Below are 14,481 nucleotides of genomic sequence, written 5' to 3'. Positions count from 1 at the left end.
TAATAGGAGAAACAATGAAAGAATTTGGCTTTTATAACGATTTTGACGATGCTTTGATGCTAAATGAGCAGATAGAGATCAACAACGAAAATGGCGACTATCTAGTCTCAAACTCTCCAAAGCTAAAAGCAAACATCATCGCACCTGAGATAAATTTCTACCTTAAAAATACCACCGCAAGCGTCTTAGAAAAAGCCAAAAATACCCTTTTACTCTACGAGGCAAGAGCGAGCGCCTTTGATATGGCAAAAGATGTGGATTACGAAAAAGAGGTCGGCAAAAATGTTGTCATAGTAAGCAACTCAGGCCGCGAAGAGCTAGCAAATTTACTAAAAGAAAATGGCTACAAAGTGATAGAGCTCACGCACTTTGAGGTTAAATTTATATATGGCGCTGCTGGCGAGCTAAGCGTTTTGGTGCTTAGAGCAAATGATGAATTTGAGGTTGATTGCGACTTTTTCTTGGTTGAAAACGCAAGGGATTATATGCTAAAGCAAAGCGGCTGCTACGAAATTTCAGGGCTAAAAGATGAAAAAGTGCTTGAAATTTTAAACGCAAAAAGCCCAAAATTTAGATACAAAAGCTTTACTCAATACGACTCATCAATCTGCCAGTATCACGAGCGCAGGAGTGAAATTTGCGGACGTTGCGCCGAGGTTTGTCCAACGGTTGCCATCCTAAAAGAGGACGAGACAAAGCACCTTGTCTTTTCAGCGATAGATTGCACAAACTGCGGAAACTGCATCAGCGTCTGCCCTAGTGGCTCACTAGACTCAACGCTCATGCCACAAAGCTCGTTTGCCACTATCGCTAAGCTTTACAAAGATAAGGTCGCTCTCGTCGTATCTGAGGAGATAAATTTAGAAGAGCTTAACGTGAGCCTACCGCAAAATGTCCTACCTTTTGTCATCCTAGCCCCACATTTGCTAAGCCAAACGCACTTTTTAACACTTCTTCAAGAGAGTGGCGCGAGTGTGATTTTATATAGCAAGAGCCTTGGCAAGGGCGAAAAAGACGCCATTAGCATATTAAATCAAATTTATGAGCTTAAATTTAAAGAGACTGCGGTTTATCACGCAAAAGACAAGGCTGAGCTTGAAATCGCACTTAAAAAAGCAAAACTAATAGCTGGCTCTCAGCACTCGATCAATGAATACGCGCTACCAAAGAGAGAAATTTTTGCCAAAAGGCTTGAGTTTATCGTGGGTGGTGATGATCTTGGCGTCGTAAAAAGCGGCGAGATGATAAGATATGGCGAGGTTGCGATAAACGCTGAAACTTGCACGCTCTGCCTTAGCTGCGTTGGCGCTTGTAACGTAAGCGCTTTGGTGGCTGATAAGAAGACAAATTCGATTTTATTTAACCCAAGCGTCTGCACCGCCTGTGGCTACTGCGAGCTAAGCTGCGCTGAGAAAAACACCATCTCGCTTGAGGTTGGCAAGCTAGCGCTCAAGCCTGAGAGCTTCATTTATAGCGAGCTTGCGCATGATGAGCTATTTGCCTGCGTGGAGTGCGGAAAAGAGTTTGCGACTAAAAAGGCGGTCGAGAAGATCGCAGCGATCATGCAGCCACGTTTTGGCAACGACAGAGCCAAGATAAAAGCTCTTTACTGCTGTGCCGACTGCAAGGCAAAGATCATGGTGCAAGCCCAACTAAACGCGATGAGAGAGGATTTATTAAATGGATAAAAACATCACAAAAGCAAGGGCATATTTTTACGAATTTTTAGCTTATCCGCTATTTTTTCACACGAGCGATGAGAAATTTGCAAGGTGGAGAGAGCAGCTAAGCTACCTAGCGCAAAATCCTTTGAGCGAGCAAAGCGCAGAGGCATTTGCAAATTTAGAAGAATTTAGCTTTAAAGAGCTTGTAAATGAGCAAAATGACGTTCTTTTTGGCTTTACAAACATCCCTTTAAGCGCCTCTTTTTATGAAGAGGGCAGAGATAACGGCGCGGCTAGACTTAGGGTGATACACTGCCTAAATCTTAGCCCATATAGGCGTGATAAGGAGCTTTGCAAGGATAGCGAGGACTACGTTGGCTTTATATTTTTAGCGATGGCTACGTTTTTAAATGATGAATTTAACGGCGCGAAAAATATCAGCGACAAGCTTTTTAGCGAGACTTTAAATTTATTTGTAGATGAGTTTGGCTCGCTACTTTTAGCTCATAAAAATGCAAATTTCTTCCGCTCCTATGCGATCATCTTAAAAGACTTCATCGAGCTTGAAAGAGCGGTCTTAAACGTAGAAGCACCAGCCAAACCGCAAGGCGATAGCGTCGCTATGGCAGCACTTAAAAAAGAGCCATTTCAAAGCAAGATGCCAACCATTAAAACCAAGCTTCACTGGGAGGAATTCTCCCCAGTCATCTCACACGAGTTTAAAGACTAGCTTAAATTTACTCTTAGCCTAGCTAGGAGTAAATTTAACATCCGCTTAAATCCAATAACTATTCTTGATATTTTTTAATTATCTTAGCCCTTTGGTAGTAAATTTCTTTAAATTTTTACAAAGGATTTACAATGGTAATGACACACTACATGGAGCTTTTATCGCTCGATCAACCCTACAATCTAATCCTCTACATGGTGATACCTATGGGGCTTGCGGAGCTTTTGGTGGCGATGGAGTTTCTCACTATGTATCACATGGATAGCGGCAAAAATGCTGGCTTTAAGGCTGTTGGCAAATTTGCTGGCATAGTGCTTGGGGTCTATTTTACAGCTCTTGTGATCTATTTTATGGCAAAAATTTATCCAAGTATAAAATGGCGTGGATATGCCGATGTCATCGCTGTCTACTCATATCTCATCAGCGTCATACCACTTCTTGGCATCGCGCTTTTAGAGCTAAATTTGATCTACAAAAACGCAAGCGAAAAGGCAAAGCTAAAGCTTCACTTTTGCCTACTCATATTTGCCTTGATCGTCGCACACGTCGCTATGATATTTGGCATGGTTGATCCTACCATAACTGGCTACAAGGCTGAAAACGGTGAGATGGGTATGCATATGAATATGCCAATGAACATGCCAGCAGATATGCCAATGCATGATCACCACAATATGATGATGCAAAATATGGGTGAGATGCATATGAATATGATGATGCAAAATATGAGTGATGATAACTCAACTAATATGCACATGCATCACTAAATTTAAAAGCTCCAAATTTACTCTTTAGAGCTAGCTAGCAAGATCTCTCTAGGTCTTGCTTCAAGCTCTTTTATCTGCGTATCTTTGGGATTTATAGCGATCTTTTTAAATTTCTCCAACCTGCTATCAAGCCCACCTTGTCCGCTCACGCTTTTCACAACCTCGTTGAAGTTATCATTTACCGATCTCACCGAGTTTCCTAGCCTATTTAGTTTCTCAGCGACGGTGCAAAATTTCTCATAAATTTCATTTGCGCTTTTTAAAATTTCCTTCGCCTCTTTGTTGCCATTTTCCATACGCCATAAATTTGCCACCACACGAAGTAGCGGCATGAGCGTCGTGTGCGAGACTAGCACCACTTTTTTCTCATAGCCGTAGTTAAATAAATTTGGATCAAATTTCAAAGCCTCCAAAAATGCCGGCTCAACTGGCACAAACATCAGCACAAAATCAGGACTTTTCACAAGCGATGAGTAGTCTTTTTTAGCTAGCTCGTCGATGTGCTTTTTTATTGAGGCGATGTGCTCGCCAAGAGCTAGCTTGCTCTGCGCCGGGTCAGCCGCCGCGACAGCCTTTTCGTAGGCATGGAGTGAGACTTTGCTGTCTATTATCATCTGTTTATCATCTGGGAATTTTATGACAAAGTCAGGTATGAGCTTTTTGCCGCTTGCGTCAAAACTCTCTTGCGTAGTGTAGTGCGTGCCCTTTTCTAGCCCAGCAGCCTCCAGTGTGCGCTCAAGCTGCATCTCGCCCCAGTTGCCAAGGACCTTGTTGCTGCCTTTTAGCGCCGTGCTTAGCGAGTTTGCCTCTTTTGACATATTTTTGCCAAGCTCGACTACCTCTTTTAGCTGCGCACTAAGCTCGCCTGCGCTCTTTTGTGAGTCGCTGTGGGCGTCATTTACCCTCTTTTCAAAGCTTGTTATCTTCTCTCCAAGTGGCGTTAGCAAGAGCTCAAGCGACTCTTTGCTGTTTTTTGAGAAATTTGCACTTTTTTCTTCAAATATCTTATTTGCAAGGTTTGCAAACTCTAAATTTAACTCGTTTTTTACCTTTTTTAAATTCTCTTCTTGTGACCTTAGGATATTTTCTTTGGCCTCGATCTCGCTTTTTAGTGCGACGATAGCGCGTTTTAGCTCATTTTCGCTCTCGTTTGATCTTTTTAGCTCATCCTCTTTTGCGCTAAGCTCGCTTTGTAAATTTAAAGATAGCGACCTTGCCATCTCAGCCATCTTTGTCTGGCTGCCAAGCTCCTCGTTTAAGCGCCTTAGCTCACGCTCTAGCTCGTCCTCTTTTTCATCTTTTTGTCTGAGCGAAATTTTATACTCGTCTAAATTTTTAGCTAGCTCATCTATCTTGTCGCTACTTGCTTCAAGCTTTGCTCTTTGCTCGATATTTAGCCGCTCGCTATCTTTTAACTCATCTTGTAAATTTTCTAAAGCTTCTCTTTGTTTTGCATTTTTCAAATTTGCACTTATCAAAAAAGCTGTTAGCATCACGCAAATAAGCGCAAGAGCTGCCACCAAAATATATAAATTTTCTATCGTTAGCACTAAAATTTCCTTTTAAATTTTAGCTTTATTATAGGTGAAATAGCTTTAAATTTAAAGGGCATTTAAGCCCTTTTGAGAGTTTATTTGTTTAGATAGGCAGCAAGCCAGCACAAAAATACAAAGACAAAGATGATGGCTGACATGATAAGTGGCGTCGTGGTCGTAAAGAGAGCTAGCATGGCTGATGAGACGATGCCGCTTCCATATTGCAGTGAGCCAATGAGAGCATTTGCTCTGCCTTTCATCTCTTGAGGGACTTGATTAAGAGCGGCTGCGTTTGAGCAAGAGGCGATGATACCGTTCATACTAAAGACGAAAAACATAGGTATGATAACGCCCCAAACTCCGGCGATACCAAAAAATGTAAGCGCTAAAAGCAAAGCCGCAGCGACAAAAGCGACTGTGCTTGAGATGATGAGAAGCGAATTTAGGCTAAATTTATTGACCAAGCTCTTGTTTAAAAAACTAAGCGCCGCCACACCAAGTATATTTACGCCAAACAAAAAGCCATAGTACTTGCTCGGTATGCCAAAATAATCTATATAAACAAACGACGATCCCGTGATAAAGGCGTATGCTGCGATGTAAAAGAAAGTTATACTTAGAGTGTATTTCATAAATTTAGCATCTTTTATAAGCACAAAATAGCTCTTAAACGAGTTTATCATCGGCTCTTTTGAGCGCTTCTGCTGTGGCAACGTCTCTGGCAAGAAGAAGATAAGGATAAACAAAAAAGCACTTGCAGCTGCCATTAGCCAAAATATCCAGTGTCATGAGCCAATCTCTAGTAATGCGCCACCAAGCAGCGGTCCTATGATAGGAGCTGCAGCCATGATGATGACTAAGTTTGAAAGCATCTTTGCAGCTTCGCTATTTTCAAAAACATCGCTGATCATCGCACGGCTAAGCATAGGTCCCACGCACGCGCCTGCAGCTTGAAAGATACGCCAGATTATCACTTCGCTCATGCTTTGTGACATGGCACATCCGATGGAGCCAACGACAAAGAACGCCATACCGATAAATAGCGGGAGTTTTCGCCCTATCCTGTCGCTAATGGGTCCCCAAACGAGTTGCGCGATGGCAAAACCGATCAAAAAGCCAGTGATCGTTAGCTCCGCATCGCCATGAAGCTGTCGCTCCATCGTAGGCATGGCAGGCAGATAGACGTCCGTTGATAGCGAGGTGCAGGCCATTAGACCGCTTAGGATGACTAAAAACCAGATAGATGTTTTTGTTGATTGCAAGATTTCCCCTTTTTTAGCTGCGATTAAGATTTCGTAGATATAGCATAAATTTATAAATTTACAGCAACAAGCGTTATAAACGAACTTTGGGCGTAAATTTAGAAAATTTTCTTTGGTGGAGCGAGGTAAATTTATCAAGGTTTTGTTTGGCGAAGAGGTTTAAATTTAAAGGCAAAAATTAGGCGAAGTGACTTTTATCTAGACGAGATGGTTTTAAATTTTGAGGCAAGAGCTGCCAATCTGGTAATGACCAAACAAAATAAAATTTAATAGAACTCAAGCGAAGTGTTGTGAAATGGATTTAAATGTTTGAAGTAAATTTTGCCTCAAGGTTAGACATATAGCCTTTCGAATGGTTAAATTTAACAATTTAGGCGAGGTATTTTTCGCTTAGACGAGGCGAAATTCGATTTTTAAGCGGAGCGTGTTATTAAAAATTTAAATGCCACAAAGTCTCTGATGAAGTATCGTGAGTTGAATTTTGGGCTTTGCATCCCCAAAGGTCGCAACTGCTAGCAGAAGCGAAGAAATTTTCATCCCAAGACTAGACATATAGTCTTTCAAGATATTAAATTTAATAAATTTAGGTGCAGGATTTTTCGCTTAGACGAGGCGGTTTTAAATTTTGTGACGGGAGTTACCGAGTGGGTAATGACCGAGAAAAATTTAAAACCAACGAAGTATAAGTAGAAAAAGACAAGCCTAAAGAGTCTAAATTTTAAACTTCGTATCTCTCTCCTGGTTTCATTTCTATTACCTCCCACGGCAGCCCCTGCTTATTTAGCTCGTCCATGAAAGGTTTTGCGTCAAAGTTTTCCATATTAAAGACGCCTTTGCCGCTCCAGATGCCTTTTGCGACCATTAGCGAGCCGATCATCGCTGGCACGCCTGTGGTGTAGCTAACAGCCTGCGCGCCTGTCTCAGCGTAGCAAGCCTCGTGGTCGCAGACGTTGTAGATATAGACTTGGCGCTCTTTGCCATCTTTTAGACCGCGGATAACGCAGCCGATGTTTGTTTTGCCTTTTGTGCGAGGTCCAAGACTTGCAGGGTCAGGTAGAAGCGTCTTTAAAAACTGGATCGGCACGATTTTCATACCGTTATGCTCGACTTCGTCTATGCGCAGCATTCCCACGTTTTCTAGGCACTTCATGTGGGTTAGGTAGCTTTGTCCAAAGGTCATGAAAAAGCGAATTCTCTTTAGTCCTTTGATGTTTTTTACTAAGCTTTCAAGCTCCTCGTGATAGAGCAGGTAGCTATCTTTGACGCCAACTTTTGGGTAGTCCCACTTAAACATGATCTGCATAGGTTTTGTCTCGATCCATTTGCCAGCCTCCCAGTAGCGGCCATTTGCGCTAACTTCGCGTAAATTTATCTCTGGGTTAAAATTTGTCGCGAACGGATATCCATGATCGCCAGCGTTGCAGTCAAGGATGTCGATCTCGTGGATCTCGTCAAATAAATTTTGCTGTGCATAAGCGCAAAATACGTTTGTCACGCCTGGGTCAAAGCCAGAGCCAAGAAGCGCCATGGTGCCAGCGTTTTTGAAGTCACCATCCTTCGCCCACTGAAGCTTGTACTCAAATTTTGCGGTGTCTGGGTGCTCGTAGTTTGCGGTGTCGATGTAAGGTATGCCAGCCTTTACGCAAGCGTCCATGAGAGTTAGGTCTTGATACGGCAGCGCGACGTTTAGAAGCAGATCAGCCTTTGTTTGTTTGATGAGCTCCACCACGGCCGCTGTGTCGTCAGCGTCGATTTGCGCGGTGTTTATCTGCACGCCAAGGCGATCTTTTATAAATTTAGCGATCGCGTCGCACTTGCTTTTTGTGCGGCTTGCTAGGGTGATATTTGTAAAAACGTCCGAGTTCATCGCACATTTTACGGTTGCGACTTGACTAACGCCGCCTGCTCCGATGATTAAGATATTTGACATTTTTGGCTCCTTAAAATTTTAAAATACAATTTTATCGATATTTGTTTAAATCTAATTCCTAAAGCTCTCTAGCTGCCACACTAAAATAATCAAGCTCACCCCAAGCGTCCTTATCACCTACAATATAGATATATTCTTTGGCACGTGTTAAAGCTACATTTAGTAGATTTGGTTTTGCTGATGCCCATGCTCTAGCTCCCGCACTAGCTCCTCCAAGAATAAATATAATAACCTTGGCTTCTTGACCCTGCATAGTGTGGATTGTGTTTGCCCTGATTTCTATCTTGCCTTCTTTTTGTAAATTTGTGCTAGCTTTTACAACATCAGTAAATGGCGTTATGGCCTTTATCTGCTCACTTGCATTTTCACCGATTAGAGATTTTAAGGATTTATAAATTTGATCCGCAGCCATTAACTCCGCCTCACTGCTATTGCCATTCCATGTAGTTGTTTTTATATCTATCCAGCAGCTTTTAACACCTTCTAACGAACCTTTATTTTTTCTTTTTCCCCAAACCATTGCATTATCGTATGTAGTCTCGTTTGCTATGTCAAACATAGGATTATCGCAACGTCTATGCACAATAAGTGGTGACCCAACCCAAGTTTGTCCAATGTATGCGCCTATTTTTTGTGTTTTATCAGCGCATGTTTGTAACGAAGTTGTAGCTACGTTAAATTCCTTTAAAGCACCAGTATAGTTTAGTAATACATCATTTAAATTTTCTGGTAAAGTAACTACTGGTTCAAGTTGAAGCGGATCGCCAACTATTACTGCCGTTTTTGAGCGATACAACGCTCCGACTGCATTTGAGATATTTGCCTGACCAGATTCATCTACTAGTAAAAGTCCGATATCATTCTCTCCAAAATCACTGAAAAATCGCCCAAACGATGCAAATGTTGAGCTAATAACTGGCACGACAAAAAAGAGTGATTTTAAAATCTCTCTGGCTTCGTCTTTCTTTTTAAATTTACCAAGATCGCAAAATGCCGATAAATTTGTTCCAAATTGTTTATGTTGAGACCAGATCGCAACTTTGTGTAAATTTAACGCTTTTATAAATACATTTATCCTAGCATGTGCAACAGCTGTTTTTATGCCCTTATCCGCCATAAAAGGTGAGTTATTTTCGCGCTCTTCTTTATCTTGTGTTAAAATCAATTCTTTTTGATTAGTAAAATTTAGCAGAGCTAAAAGTGTATTTATCGTATTTAGTGCATTAATAAATTCATTTTTAGCATTTTCAAAATCATAACTTTGCTTATCAAATCTAAGTAAATTTACAAGACCATTGACTTTAAATTTTGGATTTCCTTCTTTATCTTTATAACTAGTTAGCACATCTTGGCTTTCTAGATCATTAAAATCTGGATGATTTTGGAAGATAAAAAAGTCATTTAGGCAGTTTTCTTTGAAATCACTTACATTGCCACTATTGCCTAGTGTGGCGCAGATTAGTCCCCATGCAGGCTGGGCTAGTTGGCTTCTATATGCATCCTTTTGATTAAATGATAGTAGTCTTGTAGCCTGCATCCTAAAATAATCCAACTCATCCAAATAAATTTTATCTACACTATCTAGTTTTGGAAGCTCTGCACTTATATTTTCGACAGCTTTATTGTTGCATGAAGCTACTACGATTTCAAATCCTTTTAGCTTATCATTTAAAGGATAAAAGTCTGGATACTGACTGCCATCTAGTTTGACGCCACGTCCAAAAATTGTATCTTCTTTAAGTGTGGCTAAAACTTTTGCTCGCTCTACGATTATGGCTGCAATAACATCTTTTAAAAGCGTCGTTTTGCCTGTGCCTGGAGGTCCATTTACACTATAAATTCCTCCTTTTTGCTCATTAAAAAGCTTAATTATATTATTTACAGCAATTTGTTGCGAATAGATAAGCATATATTCGCTTGCAAATGCTCCAAGTGGATAGTTTTTTGGCTCTAGCATTGAAAAAATATGGTTAAAATTTGCACTATCTCTCATATCAATGCGTCCTGCTTTTATGAGATTTTCATCCGTTTCATTAAAAATAGTTTGTAAATTTTTATTATTTAGCCCATTTTTTAGAGCAAGGCTAATCTCTTCTATGTAAAAGCTATTTAACAAATCATTACTATTTTTAACGCCATTTTCCAAACAGATATTTATACGAAATTTATCACTTAGTAGCGGAGAGTTTAACTGTTTTTTAAACTCATCGTGGATAAATTTCACCATCTCTTCCAAGCTTCTTTCGTTTTTGCCTAGTGCGTCTATTTGCGTCTTTATGTTATCTCTAAGTTCTTCAAAATTTTTATAATCCAAATTTTGTGGTTTGTTGAAATTTGCCGTCGCCCAAGGAGCCGTGGATAAAAATACGCTGTTTAAATCAACGTTAAATCCACTATTTTCTCCACAAATAAGTTCAAAACCCAAAACATCCATATCACTAAATTTTGGATCTTTTACTAGCTCACTTAGTCTGATTTTTTCTACTCCGTTTTTTACAGACAGATCTCCAATAAATTTTATAAAATAACTCGTAGCTTTTTGGTTTGAGCTCTGGCGAAATTCACTAGTTTGTAAATTTGGATTTTGTTTTATTATCTCCTCACTTATCTCATCTAGCTCAAAAATTCCTCCGTAAATTTCTATACTTAAAACGCGCTTTCTAGCACTATTTGCAAGATCAGATACGCTTTTCATTTGTTTTAAGTAATGCCAAAAATCATCTGTAAATTTTTCAAGACTAGTCTCATAAATTTTTTTATATTTACTCTGCTCTTTTTGTGGTTTTTGTAACGTTTGCGGATTTAAATATTCACTTAAAAGTAAGTAATTTAATGTATTTTTTAGCGCCATTACCAATCCTTTTATGGTTTCTTCGTATTTTATCAGGTTTAATATAAATTTATTTGCATGGCTTCTTATGTAATTTTATCTCTATATTAAAACTGCTTTTGAGATTAGTAAATGATAATATTTTTTATATTAATATAAATTTCTAGCTTCAAAAGGTAAAATGAGCCAAATTTTAAAGGTAAAAAGATGAAGAAAATTTTGCCATTTTTAGCGCCTATTTGCCTCTTTGCAAGTAGCTGCGACGAGCTGGTGCAAGAGAGCGTAAATGAGTTTTATAAAAGTGATAGAAATTTAGCTCGCGCTATAAATTTAGCCGAGCAAGCGACTGATGTCTGCTTAAAAGAGAGCAACACCGAGCAGGCGATCACTTCGCTCATAAATGGCGCTAGCATTTGCATGGTAAATAAAGAGCCACAAAAGGCGTTAGAGCTCTCACAAAGAGCCCTAGAGCTTGCGGCAAACGTTAGCGACAAACTGCTGCTAGCGCGCTCTTATCAAAACATAGGCGCAGCAAAAAAGGCGCTAGGCAAATATGACGAGGCGCTTGCTAATTTTCAAGAAGCTCAAAAAATTTATGACGTCACGCCAAATGCCCCAATGCGCGACGAGCTGCTTTGCATAAAGTCCATCGGTAACGCCTACTACATGAAAAATGACTTTGCAAATGCCTACGACAAGCACATTTTAGCGTTAAATTTACTTGATATCACACCAGAGTTAAGTGGCAACGAGCTTGTGCGATCAGAGCTTTTAGTAGAGGTCGCTAACGACCTAGTAAAGCTTGAAAGAAAGGACGAAGCTGCCAAGAACTACAAAGAAGTGCTTGAAATTTTAAAAGGCAAAGAGCAAAATCATCGTGCGCTGGGTCTTTTGGAGCGAGCCAGCAAGGGGTTAAATGAGCTTAACTAAAGTTTTTCTTTAGGCTCTTTAGCACGAAATTTGCAAGCTCAAGCCCCTTTGAGCGGTGAGAAATTTTAAGCTTTGTCTCGTTATCTAGCTCGCCAAGCGTCTTGTTAAAGCCATCTGGGATAAAGAGTGCGTCGTAGCCAAAGCCGTTTGTGCCGCGCTCCTCGTTTATCGCCTCGCCATACATAAAGCCATGGGCCGTGTAGTCTCCAAATTTCGAGCTAATGGCGATACAGGCGGTGTAGTGAGCTAGCGAGCTCTTTAAATTTAACGCCTTTAGCTTGCTAATTAGCTTTGCTCTATTGTTTGCGTCATTTGCGTTTTTGCCGCGCACTTTGCCATTTTCATCAAGGTCAAAGTAGCGCGCTGAGTAGATCCCTGGCTCGCCACCAAGCGCATCCACACTGATGCCACTATCATCGCTAAGTGAGACAAATTCGCCCTCAAGTCCCTGCTCTTTAAGCTTTGCAAAGACGGCTCTTGACTTTATGAGCGCATTTTGTTGAAAAGTGCTACCATCTTCAACGATCTCAAATGGCTTCACAACCTCGCTTAGTGCGTAAATTTCATAGCCTTTTAAAAACTCTTTTATCTCTTTTACTTTGTCTAAATTTGATGTCGCAAGCACGATTTTCATCGCAAAACTCCTTGATTTTTGGGCGTATTTTACAAAAAAGTAGATTAAATTTTTAAATTTAAATTAGTGTTAAAATGATAAACTTAGTCCTTTTAAAAATAAGGGAAAAATTTATGTTAAAAAGCGTTTTGCCACTATCTTTTATCGTAGCTAGCAGATTTTTTGGGCTTTTCATAGTCTTACCGGTGCTTAGCCTTTACGCGCTAAATTTAAGCGGCGCAAATGAGTTTTTAGTGGGGCTAATAGTAGGCGTCTATGCGATCTCGCAGATGATATTTCAAGTGCCTTTTGGCGCTCTTTCAGATAAGATAGGCCGCAAAAAAGCCCTAACCATCGGTCTTTTGATATTTGTGGCTGGCTCTATCGTCTGCGCGCTGGCAAGTGAAATTTACACGATGCTTTTTGGTAGATTTTTACAAGGTGTGGGAGCCGTGGGAGCCGTGGCAACAGCGATGATAAGCGACTTTGTAGCTGAAGAAAACCGCTCAAAAGCCATGGCGATCATGGGCGCTTTTATAGGGCTTAGCTTCACGCTTTCGATGGTGCTTGGACCGCTTCTTGCCAAAGACTACGGACTTTCAAGCCTCTTTTATCTAAGTGCCGTTCTTAGCTTGCTTTGCGTCGTGCTGCTCTACACCGTCGTGCCAAAAGAGATAAAAGTGAGCGCAAAGGCCGAAAAGGTGCCATTTGGCAAGCTCTTTTTGCAAAAAGACTACATGATCATAAATTTCACCTCTTTCATGCAAAAGATGCTCACAAGCATCGCATTTTTGGTGATCCCTATCGTCTTAGTAAAAGAGTATGGCTATGAGAGTGGCGAGCTTTACAAGGTCTATACGCTTGGCGCTGTGCTTGGCTTTTTAGCTATGGGGCTAGCTGGCGCCTTGGGCGATGGCAAGGGGCTTAGCAAGGTCATCTTGATAGCTGGCACATTGCTTTTTGCCATAACCTACGCCATTTTTGCCCTTAGCTTTACGAAATTTATATTTGTGGTTGGCATCGCGATATTTTTTATAGGTTTTAACCTTCACGAGCCCATCATGCAATCAACCGCGACAAAATTTGTAAAATCCTCACAAAAAGGCACCGCTCTTGGCATCTTTAACTCATTTGGCTACCTTGGCAGCTTCGCTGGAGGCGCGTTTGGCGGATACATCATGCACGCTTTTGGTTTTAAAGTGCTTGCAATCATCTGCGTGGTGCTTTGCGTGATCTGGCTTGTTTTGCTCTTTAGCCTAAGCGATCCAAGAATTTTTAAAAATATCTACCTAAGCCCAGAAGCGAGCCTAAATTTAGAGCTACTAAACAGCCAAAAAGGCGTGGTGGATTATTATAAAAATGAGAAAAATCAAGTGATCAAATTTGACTCTCGCCTAACAAGCGAGGCGGCCTTAAAAGAGAGCTTGAAGTTTTGATCTACGACGTCATTATCGTTGGTGCTGGCGCTAGCGGGCTCTTTTTAGGGGCAAATTTAAAGAGCAAAAAGGTTGCCATTTTAGAGAAAAACAGTAGCGCTGGCAAAAAGATCTTAGCAAGCGGTGGTGGCAGATGCAACATCACAAACCGCTTCGTAAGCGCTAAAAACTACCTTGGCGAGCAGAAATTTATAGAGCAAATTTTAAAGGCACTAAGCCCTGATCAGGTTTTGAGATTTTTTAGTGAGCTTAAATTTAGCGAGCAAAAGCAAAATCAATTTTTCTGTGATAGCGGTGCAAAGAGCGTTTTGAGCCTGCTTTTAAAAAGGCAAAATGCAGATATTTTTTATAACAAAGAGGTTCTTGGCGCCAAAAAAGTAGATGAAATTTTTGAAATTTCAACAAGAGATGAGAAATTTAGAGCTAGAAATTTAGTCATCGCAAGTGGCGGACTAAGCTACAAAGCCCTTGGCGCAAGCGATGTTGGATATAAAATAGCTAGCGAATTTGGACTTGAGCTATCAATGCCTGCCCCTGCTCTTGTTGGCTTTAGCGTGCAAAAAGATGAGTTTTGGTTTAAAGAGCTTAGCGGCGTTAGTCTAAGTGCAGATGTAGTGATAAATACCAAAAACGAGAGCCATAAATTTAGTGGTGATCTACTTTTTACACATAGAGGCATAAGTGGCCCAGCGATACTAAACGCTTCACTTTTTTGGCAAAAGGGGCGAATTTGCATAAATTTTTTGCCTAAATTTAGTGAGAAAAACTTAGTAAATGGTAAAAA

General features: G+C 40.5%; 10 protein-coding genes and 1 pseudogene. 6 read left to right on the top strand and 5 right to left on the bottom strand.

The features are described from left to right. Nucleotides 1-14 precede the first annotated feature (14 nt). The 3 genes from CVS91_RS05070 (at nt 15) to CVS91_RS05060 (ending at nt 3,161) form a co-directional block, all read left to right on the top strand. Nucleotides 15-1,688, top strand: coding sequence for a 4Fe-4S dicluster domain-containing protein (locus CVS91_RS05070; RefSeq protein ID WP_107830753.1), 1,674 nt, complete (start codon nt 15-17; stop codon nt 1,686-1,688). Continuing rightward, complete coding sequence (locus CVS91_RS05065; RefSeq protein ID WP_107830751.1) at nt 1,681-2,394, top strand: molecular chaperone; 714 nt, start codon at nt 1,681-1,683, stop codon at nt 2,392-2,394. Before CVS91_RS05070 ends, CVS91_RS05065 begins: the two co-directional genes overlap by 8 nt. Nucleotides 2,395-2,525: 131 nt before the next feature. Continuing rightward, complete coding sequence (locus CVS91_RS05060; RefSeq protein WP_107830749.1) at nt 2,526-3,161, top strand: DUF6803 family protein; 636 nt, start codon at nt 2,526-2,528, stop codon at nt 3,159-3,161. 17 nt (nt 3,162-3,178) lie between these two features. Here the strand turns inward: CVS91_RS05060 and rmuC are convergent, their stop codons facing one another. The 4 genes and pseudogenes from rmuC to CVS91_RS05040 all read right to left on the bottom strand — a co-directional run bounded on the left by rmuC (nt 3,179) and on the right by CVS91_RS05040 (nt 10,739). Beyond that, nucleotides 3,179-4,711, bottom strand: coding sequence for a DNA recombination protein RmuC (rmuC, locus tag CVS91_RS05055; protein WP_107830747.1), 1,533 nt, complete (start codon nt 4,709-4,711; stop codon nt 3,179-3,181). An 80-nt stretch (nt 4,712-4,791) separates the two neighbouring features. Next, nucleotides 4,792-5,907 (bottom strand): annotated as a pseudogene (locus tag CVS91_RS10460) (multidrug effflux MFS transporter). A 769-nt stretch (nt 5,908-6,676) separates the two neighbouring features. Beyond that, complete coding sequence (locus CVS91_RS05045) at nt 6,677-7,888, bottom strand: saccharopine dehydrogenase family protein (protein WP_021086069.1); 1,212 nt, start codon at nt 7,886-7,888, stop codon at nt 6,677-6,679. Nucleotides 7,889-7,946: 58 nt separating this feature from the next. Further along, nucleotides 7,947-10,739 (bottom strand): DEAD/DEAH box helicase, encoded by a 2,793-nt coding sequence (locus CVS91_RS05040; protein WP_107830745.1) that lies wholly within the window; start codon nt 10,737-10,739, stop codon nt 7,947-7,949. 186 nt (nt 10,740-10,925) lie between these two features. Here CVS91_RS05040 and CVS91_RS05035 point away from each other — a divergent pair, with 186 nt between their 5' ends. Further along, the gene (locus CVS91_RS05035) at nt 10,926-11,648 is read left to right on the top strand and encodes a tetratricopeptide repeat protein (RefSeq protein WP_107830743.1); all 723 of its coding nucleotides are present in this window, start codon (nt 10,926-10,928) and stop codon (nt 11,646-11,648) included. Here the strand turns inward: CVS91_RS05035 and CVS91_RS05030 are convergent. Beyond that, complete coding sequence (locus CVS91_RS05030) at nt 11,641-12,282, bottom strand: non-canonical purine NTP pyrophosphatase (RefSeq protein ID WP_107830742.1); 642 nt, start codon at nt 12,280-12,282, stop codon at nt 11,641-11,643. The genes CVS91_RS05035 and CVS91_RS05030 overlap by 8 nt on opposite strands. 113 nt (nt 12,283-12,395) lie before the next feature. Between CVS91_RS05030 and CVS91_RS05025 the strand changes: the two genes are divergently transcribed. Continuing rightward, complete coding sequence (locus CVS91_RS05025; protein WP_107830740.1) at nt 12,396-13,697, top strand: MFS transporter; 1,302 nt, start codon at nt 12,396-12,398, stop codon at nt 13,695-13,697. Then, the coding region (locus CVS91_RS05020; protein WP_107830738.1) for an aminoacetone oxidase family FAD-binding enzyme at nt 13,694-14,481 on the top strand (788 nt) is incomplete at its 3' end. The genes CVS91_RS05025 and CVS91_RS05020, both read left to right, overlap by 4 nt.

This window comes from Campylobacter concisus (assembly GCF_003048985.1).
GTDB lineage: Bacteria > Campylobacterota > Campylobacteria > Campylobacterales > Campylobacteraceae > Campylobacter_A > Campylobacter_A concisus_AY.
Note: the sequence above shows the minus strand (reverse complement) of the source record. Positions and strands in the feature narration are given on the sequence as shown.

Excerpts from the sequence above, each read along its gene's own strand:
- CVS91_RS05035 (WP_107830743.1), top strand. The coding sequence starts at position 10,926 with ATGAAGAAAATTTTGCCATTTTTAGCGCCTATTTGCCTCTTTGCAAGT.
- CVS91_RS05065 (WP_107830751.1), top strand. The coding sequence starts at position 1,681 with ATGGATAAAAACATCACAAAAGCAAGGGCATATTTTTACGAATTTTTA.
- CVS91_RS05025 (WP_107830740.1), top strand. The coding sequence starts at position 12,396 with ATGTTAAAAAGCGTTTTGCCACTATCTTTTATCGTAGCTAGCAGATTT.
- CVS91_RS05040 (WP_107830745.1), bottom strand. The coding sequence starts at position 10,739 with ATGGCGCTAAAAAATACATTAAATTACTTACTTTTAAGTGAATATTTA.
- CVS91_RS05030 (WP_107830742.1), bottom strand. The coding sequence starts at position 12,282 with ATGAAAATCGTGCTTGCGACATCAAATTTAGACAAAGTAAAAGAGATA.
- CVS91_RS05045 (WP_021086069.1), bottom strand. The coding sequence starts at position 7,888 with ATGTCAAATATCTTAATCATCGGAGCAGGCGGCGTTAGTCAAGTCGCA.
- CVS91_RS05060 (WP_107830749.1), top strand. The coding sequence starts at position 2,526 with ATGGTAATGACACACTACATGGAGCTTTTATCGCTCGATCAACCCTAC.
- CVS91_RS05070 (WP_107830753.1), top strand. The coding sequence starts at position 15 with ATGAAAGAATTTGGCTTTTATAACGATTTTGACGATGCTTTGATGCTA.